This is a genomic window from Rhizobium sp. BR 314 (assembly GCF_047445805.1).
Classification (GTDB): Bacteria; Pseudomonadota; Alphaproteobacteria; order Rhizobiales; family Rhizobiaceae; genus Rhizobium; species Rhizobium lusitanum_B.
In genome coordinates this window covers 130,098-146,167 of record NZ_JARWLA010000002.1, presented here as the reverse complement: position 1 = coordinate 146,167, position 16,070 = coordinate 130,098, and the positions used below count along the sequence as shown (strand labels likewise).

The following is a 16,070-nucleotide window of genomic DNA, read 5'->3' as shown; positions in this document are numbered from 1 at the left end:
CGTTTGGCCGCGCCTTTCGGCTTTAGAATCTAGTCGAGCGGCGTCCAGGTACCGTCGTCATTGCGGCAGGCGGCGCCTCTTCCGGTCGTCGGCTTGCCGTCGACGGTGATGGTATGGGTATATTGCCGGCAGTTCTGCGAACCGACCTGATAGGGCGCGGCAGCGACGACCTCACCGCTCGCAGCCTTCCCCTTCCAGACCACGGGCTGGCCAAGCGGTGCGCTTTCCAGCGCCCGATATTCCGCCTCCAGCGCCCGCTGCTTGTCGTTGTCGCCAAGCTTGATGCCTGTGCGGTCGATAATGCCGCCATCGAGCGCCGCGATAAATGTCGCCGACGCCGGCAGCTTCGACGAGGAAAGCAGGCTACCGCTGCCGTCCTTGCCACTTGTGGTGGAACAACCGGAAAGCGCAATTGCTGCGAATAGAGAGGGGGCGACCAAGAAAGAGGTACGAAGCTTCATACAACCGAACCAGTATCAAAAAGCAAAACCATAGGTACTGCGATGCGGCATCATCATGACCCACAACGTCTTTTGGCATCAAGGCGTGCGTCACGCAACATCCTTCGTCAAACCGGGTAGAATTAGGCTGGCGCGAAGGCCGCCCCAGGCGCCTCGGGACAGTTCGAACCGGCCCTGGTATTCATTGGTGATCTCGCTGACGATCGACAGGCCCAGGCCCGTACCGGGCTTGCTCTCGTCGAGCCTGCGGCCGCGCTTCATCGCCTCGCGGATCTGATCCGGCTCAAGACCCGGACCGTCGTCCTCTACCACCAGTTCCACCCAATGACGGCGCGCCGGATCGAGGCCCTTGACCTCGGCTGGCGCTTCGGTTGCAACCACGCGAACCTTGTTCTGCGCAAACCGCGACGCATTTTCGAGGAGATTGCCGACCGTCTCCTCAAGATCCTGCTGCTCCATGGCAAGCGCCAGATTGGGGGAGACTGTGAGTTCGAACTCCTTGTCCGCATTGAGCCGCCGCATGACGCGGACGAGCCGCTCCAGCGCGGGCTCCGCCTCTGTTCGCGCCAGCACGGATTCGCGCTGCGCGGCAATGCGGGCACGATTGAGATAGGATTGCACTTGCCCCTGCATGGCCTCCGCCTGGTTCTTCACGAGATCGCCGTGCGAGCGCTCCAGTACGCGCGATTCGTTGAGCAGCACCGCGATCGGAGTTTTCAGTGAATGGGCGAGATTGCCGACCTGCATGCGCGCGCGCTCGACGATGCGACGGTTGCTTTCGATCAGTGCGTTGACTTCGTTGGCAAGCGGCAGGATCTCGCGCGGAAAATCGCCCTGCAACCGTTCGCTTTCACCGGCGCGGATGCGCTCCAGCGCCGCGCGCGCCTTATCGAGCGGTTTCAGGCCGTAAAGAATGGCGAGCGCATTGACGATAAGGCTGCCTACGCCGAAGCCCACCAGGGCGAAGTAGAGGCTGTGGGAGAAATTGCTGACGTCGTCCTCCACGACGGCGACGTTGCCCGTGACACGGAAACGCGCCGCACGGCCATCCGTATCGAGCACGACTTCGGTTTCGGCCACCTGGACGCGATTCCCGAAGGCGTCGGTGACGACATAGTAGCGCTCGTAACGCTTGTCGAAGGGTGCCTCCAGCACCGACAGCACCGGCAGATTCGACGCGCCCAGCGAGGGCGACGCCAGCGGTGTCGCGGTATAGGTGCCAAGCGGCTCGACTATCCAATACCAGCCGGTCTTCGGCTGGGCAAAGCGCAGGTCGCCAAGCTGCGGATTGCCTGACAACGCACCCTGATCGCCGATCGTGACCGAATTGATGACGCTGGAGAGCTGTGCCCGCAACAGGTCCTGAAAACCGCGTTCGGCGCTCTTGCGATAGATATTGGAAATGACCAGGCCGATCACCACAAGCGCCATGGCAGACCACAGTGTGGTCAGCAGCAGGACGCGCGCCGTGAGCGACTTAATTCGCATTGGTCGGAGATTGGATTCGGTAACCAAGGCCACGGACCGTCTCAATCAGATCGACACCCATCTTCTTGCGCAGGCGCCCGACAAAAACCTCGATCGTATTGGAATCGCGGTCGAAATCCTGATCGTACATATGCTCGACAAGCTCGGTGCGCGAGACGACTTCGCCCTTGTGATGCATGAGGTAGGCGAGAAGCCGGTATTCATGCGAGGTGAGCTTGAGCGGCTTGCCGTCCACCGTCGCCTTCGAGCTTTTGGTGTCGAGGCGCACCGGGCCGCAAGCGATTTCCGAAGAGGCATGGCCGGCGGCGCGACGGATCAGGGCTCGGATGCGGGCGAGCACTTCCTCGACATGGAAGGGCTTGGCAACGTAATCGTCGGCTCCGGCATCGATACCGGCAACCTTGTCGCTCCAGCGGTCGCGCGCCGTCAGGATCAGCACCGGCGTTGCACGTCCGGCGCCGCGCCATTTCTCCAGCACGGTAATACCGTCCATTTCCGGCAGGCCGATATCGAGGATGATGGCATCGTAGGGCTCGGTATCGCCGAGAAAATGCCCCTCTTCACCGTCAAAAGCCGTATCGACGACATAGCCTGCCTCTTTCAAGGCTTCGGCAAGCTGGCGATTGAGGTTGATATCGTCTTCGACAATCAGAATGCGCATATTTGGATCCAATTTCCCCGGTTCGAGAAACAGTACTGTAAATCGAGCTGCAGTGGAATCACGGAAACGATAAGATTTTACGTGAAATTCAAGGTCTTAGAACATCCGTCGGGCGCGATGCCCAAGATGCCTTCACATCGGCACCTTCATCGTCACCTTGCGCGGGCGCTGCCCATTGCCTTGCACGAGAACGGTAATGACACAGCTATCGCCCGACGGCTGCGCGGAAAGGAGTTGCCCGCCCGTCTTTTCAACCACTTCGGCTGCAGCCTCGCTGCAATCGTTGCTGGCTCGGGCCACGAGGGTCGTCGGCGGCGTAGGCAGAACAGCCGAGCTGGCCAACACAAGGGCCGCTGCTGCTATGCTTGATAATGAGGCCATGCTTCGGACTTCCCACAGGGACATTAACTTGAGCAAATATGTACCCAAACACGTCTGAATGGCAAATGAATGGGCCGTAATTTTCCGTTTTCAACGCCTTCAACGAGCCTGAAACAAGATTTAACCATTTGAATTCATTGAATGTGCGATCATAAGACTACCACAATGACAGCCTATCGGCGCTCCGCGACATGTCGCCGGTACAATCGCACAGCAATGCATATTCGAGCGGTATCTAAATAGCTGATCTGAGCATGAGCAAAGCAGAGGCTCAGTCAATTTTAATCATTGTCGAGTATCTTTGATGACACAGGCGCAACACGAACGACCGCGCTACCATGGCCAATACAATTGGCCTTAAGGTGTTTTACTGAGGTAAGGCACCCTGCTTTCCTTGAGTCTTTTGAATCGCTTGGGGCGACTTCCTTTCAAATTGAATCCGCTGCCTCAGACGCCGATTCAAGAACTTCAGGTAAAGAATCCGGGCGCCGATAATTCGATTCCGCCGGCGAGCACAATCACCTGAAATGGCTCATTGCGCTCTTATGGTCGGCTCGCAATTTCGCGCCGTTCAGAAGGGCTCCCGGACGGCAGCTGATGTCTCGTAGTCGGCCGCAATCCGCATTTCCCGCAGAGGACGCACGCGCTCTATGGAGCGCTGATAGTTCGGGTGAGCTTTGTAGGCGGCAAGTGCTGCCTCATTGTCGAATTCGCCGTAGACGACGAGATCGATGTCGGTGCCGAACTGATCGGTCTTCACATTCGTCCCGATCTCCAGCAGACGTGCGTGTGGGATGGCCGTCAAAATTGAGAGGCCGGAGCGGACCTCCTCAAGCTTGGCGCGATCGGGAACAGTGAAAAAGACGATATGACGGATCACGCGACAGCTCCTTGTGCATGAGCGAAGGTCCGCGCGATATCACGCGTATCAGCGCAATTCAATGAAGGGGCTCGATCTCTGCCAAGGCTTCGTTGTCGCAGGCTTCACAGGTGCGATTTTCTGCGTGGAGCCGGGCGTGATATGCTTTTTCCATGACCGACGAGGATCTCATCGCCCTTGCACTTGGCTTGCCGGACGCTACGGAAGGCTCGCACTTCGGAACGCGTGATTTTCGGGTGCGCGGCAAGATCTTCATGACGCTACCCGGCCCGGATTTCTGCGTCGTGAAGCTGACGCCCGATCAACAGCAAATGGCCAGGGCGACCATGCCCGAAGAGGTTGCTGCCGTGCCGGGCGGCTGGGGTCTCAAGGGCTCGACTCGTCTCTTCCACCATCGCGCAGACAAGGACGCGGTCGCAATGCTCGTGCGGCGAGCCTGGCGGAATGTAGCGCCGAAATCTATGGCTTTGCCGGAGGATTAGGCAGCATGTCGTCTTCGACGGTCAGCGGCCAATCGACGACGAAATCCTCGAAATCATCGAGATCGACATCGGTTTCGCTCACCGTGCGGCCCCGCGCAGACACCCCAGCGATATGCACCGTCTCCGGATCGCCCGAGACGAGCGGATGCCACCAGTAGAGATCGCGACCATCGTTGACGAGGCGATAGGCGCAAGTGGGCGGCAGCCATTCCAGCTCCGGCACTTTTTCCGGCGTGAGCTGCACGCAATCGGGCACGAAATCCCAGCGGTTCGGATAGCTCGTGCACTGACAGCTTTCGCCATCCATCAGCTTACAGCGGATCGAGGTGAAATAGACGTCGCCGCTATCCCACTCCTCCAGCTTGTTGAGACAACAGAGCCCACAGCCGTCACAAAGGCTTTCCCATTCCGACGGGCTCATCTCCGTTAGGGTCTTGCTTTTCCAGAAGGGTACTTCGTCTGTCATCATCATCATCGTCCTCGCCGCCCGGCTAAGGGGAATTCGGGCTGCGGCATGCATGTCTCTTGTTCTTTTCTCTAAATCAACCAATTATTCAATTAGCCGTCCTATGAGATAATAGGCTTTGTGTGTGCCGCAAGGAAACACGCAGCAGTATTGTGGTCGGGAAGTAGAGCGTGGAAGACCCATCCAATCCAGAAAACGGGCCGAACATGGAGCCCGAGACGCCACAGGATAATGGGGCCGGCAAGCCGCGGCGGCGGAAGCGGTATTTTTTCCTGCGTCTTGATTCCTGGATCGACTCCACCCTTTGGAACGCCGGCTTCCGTCTTGCGGAGGCCTGGGAAGAGATCACGATTTTCTTCCGCCGCTTTCGCGTGCGCGGCTGGAAGCGCATCCTTTTCGAATTGCTCGGCGAAGGCCTGACGCTGGGCGCTGCCTGCTCCGTCGTGATGCTGATGCTTGCCATGCCGGCCTTCGAGGCGACCCAGGGCGACTGGCGCAATCGCGGCAACTTCGCCGTCACCTTCCTCGACCGCTACGGTAATGTCATCGGTCATCGCGGCATCATTCATGAGAATTCCGTACCGGTAGACCAACTGCCGGATTATTTCATCAAGGCAGTGCTTGCGACCGAAGACCGGCGCTTTTTCGACCATTTCGGCATCGATGTGATCGGCCTGTTCCGCGCCGTGACCGTCAATGCGCAGGCCGGCGGCGTCGTTCAGGGTGGCTCGACGCTGACACAGCAGCTCGCCAAAAACATTTTCCTCAGCAACGAACGCTCGATCGAGCGCAAAATCAAGGAAGCCTTCCTTGCGATCTGGCTGGAGGCCAATCTCTCGAAGAAAGAGATCTTAAGCCTTTATCTCGACCGCACCTATATGGGCGGCGGCACCTTCGGTGCGGCGGCGGCCGCGCAATTCTATTTCGGCAAGAGCATCACCGACGTCAATCTGGCAGAAGCCGCGATGCTGGCAGGCCTTTTCAAGGCGCCCGCGAAATATGCGCCGCATGTCAATCTGCCGGCGGCGCGTGCCCGTGCCAACGACGTGCTCTCCAACCTCGTGCAGAGCGGATTGATGACCGAGGGGCAGGTGATCGCCGCCCGGCGCAACCCGGCTTCGGTCGTCGATCGCGCACAAATCGAATCTCCCGATTATTTCCTCGACTGGGCCTTTGATGAAGTGCAGCGGCTTGCCACCCGCTTCCCGGAACGCTCGCTGATCGTCCGCACGACCATCGACATGGGATTGCAGAAGGCAGCGGAGGATTCGATTCAATCGAGCCTGATGGAATATGGCGAGCGCTACCACGCCAAGCAGGGCGCGAGCGTGATGATCGAAAACGGCGGCGCCGTCCGCGCCATGGTCGGCGGTAGCGACTATGGTGAAAGCCAATTCAACCGCGCGACCAAGGCGCTGCGTCAACCTGGCTCCTCCTTCAAGATCTACACCTATTCCGTGGCGATGGAGAGCGGCATGACCCCGACCTCGGTCGTCGTGGACGCGCCGATCTCCTGGGGCAACTGGAGCCCGCACAATTACGAAAACCGCTATGCCGGCAAGATAACGCTGACGACGGCTATCACGCAATCGATCAACACGATCCCGGTGCGTCTGGCCAAGGAAAAGCTCGGCATTCAGCCCATTCGCGAGATGGCCAAGGCCATGGGCGTGGAAACGCCGATCCGCAACGACAAGACCATTCCGATCGGCACGTCGGAGGTGACGGTGCTCGACCAGGCGACGGCCTATTCCGTTTTCCCTGCCGACGGCATGCAATCGAGACGCCACGGCATCGAGCAAATCTCCGGCTATGACGGCAAGGTGCTTTATGATTTCGGTCACGACGAGCCGCCTGCCAAGCGCGTGCTCAGCGAAAAGGCCAATTCCTATATGAACCAGATGCTGACGCAGGTTCCGGTCATCGGCACCGCCCGCAAGGCGGCTCTGGACAACGGCATCGTCGTCGGCGGCAAGACCGGCACGACGCAAGCCTATCGCGATGCCTGGTTCATCGGCTTTACCGGCAATTACACCTGCGCCGTCTGGTTCGGCAACGACGATTATACATCGACGAACAACATGACCGGCGGCACTCTTCCGGCAATGACCTTCAAGAAGATCATGGACTATGCCCATCAGGGCATCGTGCTGAAGCCGATTCCAGGGATCAGCGATCCGTTCCCCGCGCAAAAGCCGCAGACGGCATCCGCCAAGAAGCCGGCGGATCCGGCAAATGGCAGCCTGCCACCGCTCGTGCGCCCTCGCTCGCTTTCGGTGGACTCGACGAGGGTCCTGCGCGATATCGGCGAAAAGCTGAAGGGCGCGGCTCCGCTCGAAGCCCAGAAGCTCGCAGCGGCGAAATAGCAAGCTAAGCCGGCATAACTCCCTACACGGGCGCCCCGCCCTTCCCCCTGCGGTCAGAATCAGGAATAAATCGATATCGATTTGTCACGAGGACGATCCCAGGGTGTTCCGAGTTCCCTTTCTTGTTGCGCTTTCGCTGCTGATCGCCTTCGGCGGCGGGATCATGTTCACGCTCTTTGCGCTGAATGCGACATCCGGTTTCGGCGCCATTAAGCTTGGCGCCTGGCAGGCGTTCCCGGAAATGCAGACAGCGGATGCAGACCCTTACGCGAAGTCGCATCGCGCCCGTGCCGGCCGGCTGCTGTATGGAACTGCCGAAGGACTGGTCTTTACCGCCTCAGACGACGATGGCCGCGCGAGATTGACGACGAGCTGCAGCTATCGCATCAGCGGCCAGACGCCGCCGGCGCGGCTCTGGACGCTGTTCATCGCCGGCAATGACGGCCAGCCGATCGAAGCGACCGCCGGGCGCCCCTCCACCATCAATTCATGGGTCGTGCTGCGCAATCCGGATTCAAGCTTCAGCATCACCGTTTCGCCGAATGCGCAGGCGGGCAATTGGCTTGCCCTGCCCACCGCCGGCAATTTCCGGCTTGTTTGGACGCTTCTGGATTCGCCGGCGGCAAGCAGTTCCGGTCTGATCGACCTCACCATGCCGAAACTCGAGAAAATCGGGTGCGGCAATGTTTAAATATGCTTTCGCCATTCTGACCGGTCTTTTCGGCGCGGCGCTGCTGCATATCGTCATCATCCTGGCGCTGCCGCATTTCTCCGACCGCGATGCCTATACGCGTGTATCCGACGAGGGCGACGAGAACCATTTCTACGTGCTCGACGAAGCGGATGACGACGCGGGACTATCCAATACCGACCCCTATATTCGCGCTGCTGTCTGCGCATACGATATAGAAGACAAGCCGGTGCATCTGACCGCAAAGGGCAAGGTGCCGTTCTGGTCCCTTGCCGTCTATGATGCCGCGTCCAACGAGGTATTCAGCATGAGCGACCGCACATCCGTCGGCGGCGCTCTTGACCTGTTGCTTGCCTCTCCTGTCCAGCTGACGGGAATACGCAAGGCGCTGCCGCAAGCTCTTGCGCAATCTATCCTGGTGGAGGCTCCGCATGCTCAAGGCTATGCGGTTCTGCGCACGATGGCCCCGCAGACAAGCTTCAACGATGCGGCGAAGGAATTTCTGTCGCAAGCCGGCTGCGACGAGTTCAGCAACAATTGAAACCAATGGGCGACGATGCAAGCGCCTTCGATCGCCACATCCGGCAACGCAAGGCAACCCGTAGCAAGCGACAGGTGCGGGTTTCGCGCACCAACGGATTTCGTCAGGCGCGCGTTACTTGCCTTTCACGCGCTTGGGTCCAGCTCCCGGACGGTGAGTAGGAGTATCCAGGTGCTCGTAACGCACCCCGGTAAACAGCAATATTCTCGCTTCCACCGGCTCCTTCTGGGCGCGAGGCGGCAGGCGCAATCGCCAATCGGAAAGAGATATTATCTTTGCCATTCTCGTCTCCATTTACGTCTCGAGACGGATGAACTTGCGACTGATTTCACCCTACCCGCCACCAAGGCAGGCTAGCGCTTCCCTTTCTCAACCCTATCCTTTCCGGTTAAAACAAGGGACATTTACGCCTTCTCGCGGCATTTCAGGAACGCCTCGGCATAGGCCCCGCTATCGGTTTCCATGCCTTCACTGCATGTGATTACACTCTGCAAACAACTGCTTTCTTCGGAATTCAGACATATCGCAGTTAACAGAATGCTAATCTTCGTCGCACGCTATCCGTCGCACGTGTCGTCATGCTCTATTAACGCAGCGATGGCGGCTTTGGTTTCATTCACCGCGGAAAAATATTGAATGCCAGCTTTCTGAATAAATAGAATAATATCAGTCTCTTATCTTCAATATCGATGCGGATGAGAGGTGCACCGCCTCTGAATTCGTTGCATAAAAGCGTCACGCAAATAATATTTGCGCTCACGAAAAATTAACGTATTGTAAGATCGCTAATTGAGGGCGAAACATGTTTGCGACGGGCAACTCCGTCTTCTCTCCAGAGGATGTCATGGTCCTGCGTGGCGCGCTCGATGAGTGGTGCCAGGAGAGGCGCATCGACATCAAAAGCGCCGAAGCACAATTCGCAGCAACAGCCGCGCTCGGCCTTTTCCAATCCGGCCACAACACTTCCGAAAAACTCCTGACGGCTCTGCGTGAACACAGGGGCATCTAAGCGCCGTTTCGGGCGTTGCCACTCCAAGCGCATCTCGCTGTGGATAAACCTGCGGAGGCAACTGGCGCCCTCCGAGCCGAAACTCTCATAAGTTGAATTCTGAAACGAGCAACCCTGCGGCGAAAGCGGTCTATGGCCGGGCATAGCCTCTGATCACCGCCCTATTCCGCAGAAACGCCGCGGTTTCATTCGCGCAAGCTTAACGCGCAATTTTTATTTGGATTTTAATAAAGTTTTCACGAACCATTAACCCAACCGGCCTTAGTCTTTCCCGAAAGCCAGACAAGGACGGCCGTGTCCATACCCGTTTCGCCAATCGTTGCCGCGGACGCCCCGCTACCGGGAAGCATCACTCGACACGAACGGAAGATGGTGCGGCAACATCGGCCGTTGATGATCCGGTTCCCCGTGTTTTTGTTCTGCGTATCAGTGTGGGTGTTTGCGTGCGTGACCGGTTTCGAGACCTTGAAGAGCCTGCAACAGTCCGGAAAAAGGACGTGGTTCTAATGGCGACGATCACCAGCTTTGAAGGCATGGGACATCCGTCCAAATCGGAACTTCGCCAGTTCGCTGAACTTTTCACGCCGGTTTTCCAGGCTTCCTCGGAGGAGGCAAAGCGCCAGGCAGTAGCGGCCCTCTCCCAATGCCCGACCGTGCCACAGGCAGTCGCCCTCTTCATCGGCTGTCAGCCGATCTCAATCGCCGCTCCCTTCCTTACGGGTTCTCAGGCGATCGATGACGACACCCTGATCACCATTGCCCGGACGCAGGGAGCAGCCCATGCCCGTGCGATCGTCAGCAGGCCGTCGCTGTCACCCAAGGTGATCGACGCGCTCGTCGGCCTGCATCAGGCTGAGCCGGATCGCGGCATGGCTATGCAGGACGCCGCGATGAATGCGCCCATGGTGAAAGTCGAGACGAATGAAACCGATCGCCTGGCGCGCGAAGAAGCGCTGCGCATGCAGATCAAACAGGCAGCGCGTCATCTGGCGCGGGACGACAGGGATCGTCTCGGCCTGCGCAGCCTAGGGGAAATGCAGGAAGCGCTACTCGTTCGTTTCGCACGAGAGCGCGACGCTCTGCAGTTTGCAACTACGCTTGCCGATGCGCTTTCATCGAGCCAATGGTTGGCGGAACGCATCATGCTCGACACGTCGGGACAGCAATTGGCCGTCACGCTGGTAAGCCTCGGGATGGGTATCGCGGATGCGGTCTATTCGCTCGAGCGCTTCTATCCGCATCTGGCTGAAAGCCATGGCAGCGTCAGCCGCGCTTGGCTTGTACTTGACGGCATCGACGCCGAAGAGAGCCAGAGCCGTGTCGAAGCCTGGCGTCGGGCCGACAGCTATACCTATCTCCCGCAGGACAGCATTGCACCTCGCCCCGCCGCCCCGCTGTTCGGTGCCAAGTCCGTTTCGATCCGTGAACTGAGAGTGGCCGGCAAGCGTTGAAGCACCTGGTGATCTTCAAGATTCGCTTTAGGTCTTCGATCTTACCTGTGCCGTTGCCGTAACGCCGCGTCGCACTTTTGCACGGCATGCTTTGGCGGCCTCAATCCAAAGGATTGCGGCGCAGTTCGGCCAATGGGACGATATCGGCAATGTCGTCCGTCTCCAGCTCGATGATCCACAGATCCGGATCGAACTTCAGTTCTCGATCGAGCGTCTCGCGAACCTGCTCCGGCTGCCGCCGATCGACGCGAAGCTCGAACAGGCGCCCTGTGTCCCCTTCCCCGTCAAAGAAGCTCTGCGGCGCCGGCGCATAGAGGGTTTCCAGACCATCGCGGAAACGTTGCCGTATGAAGATCGCTCCCGCCTGCTCTTCGCCCTTTCGCTCGACGGCGGCAAAATCGCCCCGGGCAAACATCCGGCGCGTCATGGCGGAAACGAAGATGTCGCTGCGCAATCTCATGATCGAGCTATAGCGTCGAGCAGTTTGTCAGGCAATTGAAGCGATGGATTAAAGCGCGCCGATATCCTGAAGTTTCTTCAGCACCACCATGTTCGGCTCACCGGTCTCAGGCAGACGATAATGCTTCTGGAAGCGGCGAATGGCGGCCTTGGTCTGCTCGCCGGCGACGCCGTCGATGCTGACATTGCTATAGGCGATGTTGCTCAGGCCCTTCTGAATCTGCATGACCATATTGACCTTGGTGACCGGATCGCTCGACACGGGTTTCGGTGCAACGGCGCCGGTCCTCAAGGTCTTGTCGGCATTCTGTATGGCGGCGGCCACCGGATCGATTGCATCGGCAGTAGCAGACACGTTGACCGGGCGCGGCGCAGGAATGGCCGCGGCGTTTGCCTTGGTGACGGCGGCGGACGGCGGCCCTCCCGCAGCATTGCTGGCTTTCAAGGCCGCCAGAAGCTCGGGCGTCGGTGCACCCGTCTGCGGTAGGCCGGACGCTTCTTGAAAGAAGAGGATTGCGGCTGTGGTGCGCGATCCCGGCACACCATCTGCGGCGCCATCGTAGAGGCCATTACGGATCAGCTCGGACTGTACGTCGGCAATCAACTTCGCTGGCGCGGCTGCAGACTGAGAGGCAGGCGGGCTGCCGGCGGCAGGTGCGGCCGCGGTGGAATCCTGCCGCTCGATGCGGAATGTCGTAACATTGCCGGCATCAGTCTGCTGCGCATGCAGGAACGATTTGCGGCCGGGGATTTGATAGGGAGACGCGGGATCACGCGTACGCAGCAAGGGCGATGGATGCGTGCCGGGCTGATACCAAAGCGCATTTGCTGTGACGAAGCCGAAAACGCCGAGAAAGAGCGCGATGCCGCCGGCGATGGCAGGGTGCCGACCGACCGCACCGCCGACCAGGCCCGCAAACACACCCGCTCCGCGAAGGCCAAGACCACCCAGCGCGGTGCCGCCGCGCAGGCTGAGGCTGCCCAGGGCGACCACTCCGCGAGAAGCGAACCCAGGCTGCTTGCGTTTGCCTTTGCCTCTTCCCTTAGGCGATTTTCGCTTTTGCGGCGCCATCCATCCCTTCCTCTTTTCGCCCTTCACTTATCTCCACAGTATGTTTCAGACGCGGCGGAAAATCGACCGGGCGATTGACATCCACAGGCTGTTGTACAGCCGAGGCGCCCGAACCGTCGAACGGAATGAGAATTGTGATCACCGTGCCCTCGCCCGGAGCACTGGCGATGGAGAAGCTGCCGCCATGCAGGGCGACGAGCCCCTTGACGAGCGACAAACCAAGGCCGGTGCCTGCATAGCGACGGGTGTAATCGTTCTGGATCTGCACGAAAGGCTGCCCGAGGGAGGCCAGCCGTTCGCTGGCAATACCGATGCCCGTATCGCCGACCGAGAGTTTCAGCATACCGTCCGTCAACGCTGCATCGACGGTGACCGCGCCACCCGCATCGGTGAACTTGATCGCGTTGCCGACGAGGTTGATCAGAATCTGCTGGATGGCCCGTTGGTCAGCCACGACATCGCCGAGGCCGCGCTGAATGCGGCTCGAAAGGGTAAGTCCCTTTTCCTTCGCCTGCAGTCCCAGCATCGCTTCGCATGTCGCAATGGAATCCTCGATCGAGAAGGCTTCCATCATCAGCTCATAGCGGCCGGCCTCGATCTTGCTCATGTCGAGCATGGTATTGACCACCGACAGCAGATGCGCACCGGACTGGCGGATCAGGCCGACATATTCGCGTTGGCGGTTGTTTTCGAGCTTGCCGAAATATTCGCCGCTGAGGATATCCGAAAAGCCGAGGATCGCATTGAGCGGCGTGCGCAGCTCATGGCTGACGGCGGCAAGGAAGCGCGACTTGGCATCATTGGCCGATTCGGCCTCTGCCGCCTTGCGGGCGGCATCTTCACGAAGCTGCTGATCCTGCGAGATATCGCGAAGCTGACTGACGATCGCGAACAGTCGCCCATCGACATCGCGGCGCGCCGTCAGTTCCACGCGAACATGGACGAACTGCTGGTCGCTGCCGATGACGGCGGAGCGCTCCAGCCGGAGGTCGACGCAGAAGGCGTCCTTACCCTGGCGGAGCAAATCGATGGCCTGCAGGAAGACGATCCGATCCGAGACATGGATCTGCTCGATCAAGCCGCGACCCGTCGGATCGCGCATCCAACCCAGGAACTCGGCCCGGTCGCGGCCGCCGACGGTGGTGACGTTCCCCTGCGGATCGAGCAGCAATACCAGGCCAAAAGCAGCTTCCAGCATCAGGTCGCGATGCTCGACGAGAACGGCTTCGGAAGATTGAGCGGCTGGCCGCTGGCGCGACAGCGCGATGCTGCCGACCGCGGAAAACAGAAAGGCGGCGCATACGGTCGCCACACCGGCTGGCAGAGCCACGGCCGGGCTGGTGATGAAGGAAAGCCCTGCAGGCACGGCAAAAAGCGCCACCGAGGAAGCAAGCGCAAGCCGGCGAAGAATCGCCAACTCCTGCGTCCGGACTTCGCCATTACCACTCGTCCCGGAGAGCCAGCTTCCGCTCACCCGATCCACGAAGGCTACAGCCCCGACTGCCATGTCACTCAATACGCGCACACTACAACCCGTCAAAACGGTCACTTATTGGACTGCACAATAGGCCTTCGCGACTTAAGGAAAGAATAAAGAGAGAACCCGCCGATGGGCCGAAAAAGCTCCAAAATCCCGTTTTGGCGCAGAATGCGAGACCTTTGTTTTTTGTGGTTAACAGCGGGTAAGCAACGGATTTTATTCATATTTCCGCCGCGCGTTAACTTTTTCGGCGAAGCGTGGAGCCGCAAAGCCCTGCATATCAGGCGGATAGGGCGAGACATGCTTAACAGCAATCGCTACAATTTGAACGAAATGCCGGGCGAAATCGGAAAGCTAAAATTTGAATCAAATTTGCCGAAAAAGCCACCGAGTTTTGCAAAGCGATGTTGTCCTCTGCCGGATAGGGTCAAGTCACATCGGACGAATGAAGTCCGAATCGGCGATTGCGCCGACCGACATAGAGGATGGGCAGGAAAATGTGGTTTCTGATTAGAGCGGGGTTCTGGTTTTCGCTGGTTCTCATGTTCCTGCCGATTTTCGCCAAGCCCGAAGGCGCGCCGAGGCCGGCTGGCGAAGCGACCCTGCAGGTTTCCGATGCGATTTCGGCCGCCTCGGGCGTCGTTCAATATGTCGGCGCCATGTGTACCGAAAAGCCAGAGGTTTGCGTCAAGGGCGGCGAAACGCTGACGGCACTTGGATATCAGGTCGGCGACGGTGCCCGCGTCGCCTATGACATGCTCGGCCGCCACTTCAAGGATCAGTCCTCCAATGCACCTGCCAACGTTGCAACGGCGGCGCGTGCCAGTGCCGAGCAGATTGCCGCCACAACGCAGCCGATGCCTGCAAAACGCATTATAGGAACCGAGACGGCCGATGTGGTCGTGACCGGGACGGTGCGGCTGCCCGATTCCGTACCGCTGCCGAAGCCGCGCCCGCGAACCTGAAACCTCTCCTTCCCCCCATCCGACGCCGCTAGCCCTTGCATGCCCGCGGCGTTCTTTTTTGCCGTGGGTTCAAATCATCAGCCGTTTCGCCTATATCCAAAGTCAACGGATAATGTGGACAGATACAATGGCTGCGCTTGATAAGATCATCGATGACTTTTCCTTCCTGGAAGACTGGGAGGATCGCTATCGTTATGTGATCGAACTCGGCAAGGCTCTGCCCGATCTGCCGGATGATAAGCGGACACTGGAAAACAAGGTGCAGGGCTGTGCAAGCCAGGTCTGGCTCGTCACACATGCATCCGGAGATCCGGAGAACCCGATACTGACCTTCGAGGGTGATTCCGACGCGCATATCGTCCGTGGGCTTGTGGCGATCGTGCTCGCCACCTATTCCGGCAAGCCGGCCTCGGAAATCGCCGCACTCGATGCACTCGACGTCTTTGGAAAGATCGGCCTGGTCGAGCATCTCTCGTCGCAGCGCGCCAACGGATTGCGTTCGATGATCAAGCGCATCCGCGAAGAAGCCAGCATCAGGACTGCGGCCTAAATCGCCTCGGAAAAGCCAAGAGCATTTTCCATTCCGAGCCATGCGCCAGAGCGTTCAAGTCGGCGCACTTGCAAGATTCCGTCACCGCATCACCGGCAAGGCCGCCGCTACCTAGCGGCGATACACAAAACCCGGCTCGAAAGCCGGGTTTTGAAAACCGCTGGAACTCTTAGCGGGAGCCGCGCTTGCGGCGCTGGCCAAGACCCATTTCTTTCGCAAGCCGGGAACGTGCTTCTGCGTAAGCGGGCGCTACCATCGGGTAGTCGGCGGCGAGATCCCACTTTTCGCGATATTCTTCCGGGGAGAGACCGTGATGGGTCATCAGGTGACGCTTCAGCGACTTGAAGCTGCCACCGCATTCCAAGCAAGTGATCTGGTCATCCTGGACCGATTTGCGGACCGATACGGCCGGCTTCTGCTTCTCCACGACAGCAACGGCAGGGGCCGGCGCGGACGTGTTGCTTAAGGCGGAATGTACGTCGGAAATCAAATTCGGAAGGTCACTGACCGGTACGACATGGTTGCTGACATAGGCCGCAACGATGTCGGCAGTCAGTTCAACCAGTAACTCCTGCCCATTGCCAAGGGCCGCGTCTGACATTGTGTTCTCCTGTTCATCGGCTTGCTTGCTGCACCGCGCCCCACAGAGCGCGCAGGTACAGCGTTG

19 protein-coding genes are annotated in these 16,070 nt (G+C 59.2%); 8 read left to right on the top strand and 11 right to left on the bottom strand.

From position 1 onward, the window contains the following. Nucleotides 1-29: 29 nt before the first annotated feature. From QD461_RS03260 to QD461_RS03240, 5 genes are all read right to left on the bottom strand, one after another. Complete coding sequence (locus tag QD461_RS03260) at nt 30-461, bottom strand: hypothetical protein (protein WP_414086459.1); 432 nt, start codon at nt 459-461, stop codon at nt 30-32. Between the two features lie 90 nt (nt 462-551). Then, entirely contained in the window at nt 552-1,949 is a 1,398-nt protein-coding gene (locus QD461_RS03255) for an ATP-binding protein (RefSeq protein ID WP_414086458.1), read from the bottom strand. Next, a complete protein-coding gene (locus QD461_RS03250) occupies nt 1,939-2,610 on the bottom strand; it encodes a response regulator transcription factor (protein WP_414086457.1) in 672 nt (223 codons plus the stop codon). Before QD461_RS03250 ends, QD461_RS03255 begins: the two co-directional genes overlap by 11 nt. Nucleotides 2,611-2,742: 132 nt before the next feature. Further along, nucleotides 2,743-2,991, bottom strand: a complete 249-nt coding sequence (locus QD461_RS03245) for a hypothetical protein (RefSeq protein WP_184701310.1) — start codon at nt 2,989-2,991, stop codon at nt 2,743-2,745. Nucleotides 2,992-3,562: 571 nt separating this feature from the next. After that, nucleotides 3,563-3,871 carry a Dabb family protein gene (locus tag QD461_RS03240; protein ID WP_184701308.1) on the bottom strand — a complete coding sequence of 103 codons (309 nt, stop codon included), beginning with the start codon at nt 3,869-3,871 and terminating at the stop codon, nt 3,563-3,565. Nucleotides 3,872-4,023: 152 nt separating this feature from the next. On the opposite strand from QD461_RS03240, the gene QD461_RS03235 reads away from it, so the two are divergent. Continuing rightward, nucleotides 4,024-4,353: an MmcQ/YjbR family DNA-binding protein gene (locus QD461_RS03235; protein ID WP_414086456.1), complete on the top strand. Its 330-nt coding sequence runs from the start codon at nt 4,024-4,026 to the stop codon at nt 4,351-4,353. On the opposite strand, the gene QD461_RS03230 is transcribed toward QD461_RS03235, so the two are convergent. Next, nucleotides 4,331-4,819 (bottom strand): YcgN family cysteine cluster protein, encoded by a 489-nt coding sequence (locus QD461_RS03230; RefSeq protein WP_184702215.1) that lies wholly within the window; start codon nt 4,817-4,819, stop codon nt 4,331-4,333. The genes QD461_RS03235 and QD461_RS03230 overlap by 23 nt on opposite strands. Before the next feature lie 170 nt (nt 4,820-4,989). Between QD461_RS03230 and QD461_RS03225 the strand changes: the two genes are divergently transcribed. The 3 genes from QD461_RS03225 (at nt 4,990) to QD461_RS03215 (ending at nt 8,417) form a co-directional block, all read left to right on the top strand. After that, nucleotides 4,990-7,185: a transglycosylase domain-containing protein gene (locus tag QD461_RS03225; RefSeq protein WP_414086455.1), complete on the top strand. Its 2,196-nt coding sequence runs from the start codon at nt 4,990-4,992 to the stop codon at nt 7,183-7,185. A 103-nt stretch (nt 7,186-7,288) separates the two neighbouring features. Further along, entirely contained in the window at nt 7,289-7,876 is a 588-nt protein-coding gene (locus tag QD461_RS03220; RefSeq protein ID WP_184701302.1) for a DUF1214 domain-containing protein, read from the top strand. Further along, nucleotides 7,869-8,417: a DUF1254 domain-containing protein gene (locus QD461_RS03215; protein WP_414086454.1), complete on the top strand. Its 549-nt coding sequence runs from the start codon at nt 7,869-7,871 to the stop codon at nt 8,415-8,417. Before QD461_RS03220 ends, QD461_RS03215 begins: the two co-directional genes overlap by 8 nt. Before the next feature lie 114 nt (nt 8,418-8,531). Here the strand turns inward: QD461_RS03215 and QD461_RS03210 are convergent, their stop codons facing one another. After that, nucleotides 8,532-8,699 (bottom strand): hypothetical protein, encoded by a 168-nt coding sequence (locus QD461_RS03210; RefSeq protein ID WP_414086453.1) that lies wholly within the window; start codon nt 8,697-8,699, stop codon nt 8,532-8,534. A 520-nt stretch (nt 8,700-9,219) separates the two neighbouring features. Between QD461_RS03210 and QD461_RS03205 the strand changes: the two genes are divergently transcribed. After that, nucleotides 9,220-9,426, top strand: coding sequence for a hypothetical protein (locus QD461_RS03205; RefSeq protein ID WP_184701298.1), 207 nt, complete (start codon nt 9,220-9,222; stop codon nt 9,424-9,426). Nucleotides 9,427-9,869: 443 nt separating this feature from the next. Further along, on the top strand, nt 9,870-10,877 hold the full coding sequence (locus QD461_RS03200; RefSeq protein WP_414086452.1) for a DUF2336 domain-containing protein: 1,008 nt from the start codon (nt 9,870-9,872) through the stop codon (nt 10,875-10,877). 100 nt (nt 10,878-10,977) lie between these two features. Here QD461_RS03200 and QD461_RS03195 read toward each other — a convergent pair whose 3' ends face one another. From QD461_RS03195 to QD461_RS03185, 3 genes are read right to left on the bottom strand one after another with little or no spacing between them, the layout of a single operon-like run. Next, nucleotides 10,978-11,337, bottom strand: coding sequence for a DUF1491 family protein (locus QD461_RS03195; protein ID WP_184701294.1), 360 nt, complete (start codon nt 11,335-11,337; stop codon nt 10,978-10,980). Between the two features lie 48 nt (nt 11,338-11,385). Then, entirely contained in the window at nt 11,386-12,408 is a 1,023-nt protein-coding gene (locus tag QD461_RS03190; RefSeq protein WP_414086451.1) for a peptidoglycan-binding protein, read from the bottom strand. Further along, nucleotides 12,380-13,915 carry a sensor histidine kinase gene (locus QD461_RS03185; RefSeq protein ID WP_414086450.1) on the bottom strand — a complete coding sequence of 512 codons (1,536 nt, stop codon included), beginning with the start codon at nt 13,913-13,915 and terminating at the stop codon, nt 12,380-12,382. Before QD461_RS03185 ends, QD461_RS03190 begins: the two co-directional genes overlap by 29 nt. A gap of 470 nt (nt 13,916-14,385) precedes the next feature. Here QD461_RS03185 and QD461_RS03180 point away from each other — a divergent pair, with 470 nt between their 5' ends. Both QD461_RS03180 and QD461_RS03175 read left to right on the top strand, forming a co-directional pair. Next, nucleotides 14,386-14,853: a DUF5330 domain-containing protein gene (locus tag QD461_RS03180; RefSeq protein WP_414086448.1), complete on the top strand. Its 468-nt coding sequence runs from the start codon at nt 14,386-14,388 to the stop codon at nt 14,851-14,853. Between the two features lie 127 nt (nt 14,854-14,980). Further along, nucleotides 14,981-15,403, top strand: a complete 423-nt coding sequence (locus QD461_RS03175) for a SufE family protein (protein WP_184701285.1) — start codon at nt 14,981-14,983, stop codon at nt 15,401-15,403. Nucleotides 15,404-15,572: 169 nt separating this feature from the next. On the opposite strand, the gene QD461_RS03170 is transcribed toward QD461_RS03175, so the two are convergent. Further along, nucleotides 15,573-16,004, bottom strand: a complete 432-nt coding sequence (locus tag QD461_RS03170) for a MucR family transcriptional regulator (protein ID WP_184701282.1) — start codon at nt 16,002-16,004, stop codon at nt 15,573-15,575. Nucleotides 16,005-16,070: the final 66 nt, after the last annotated feature.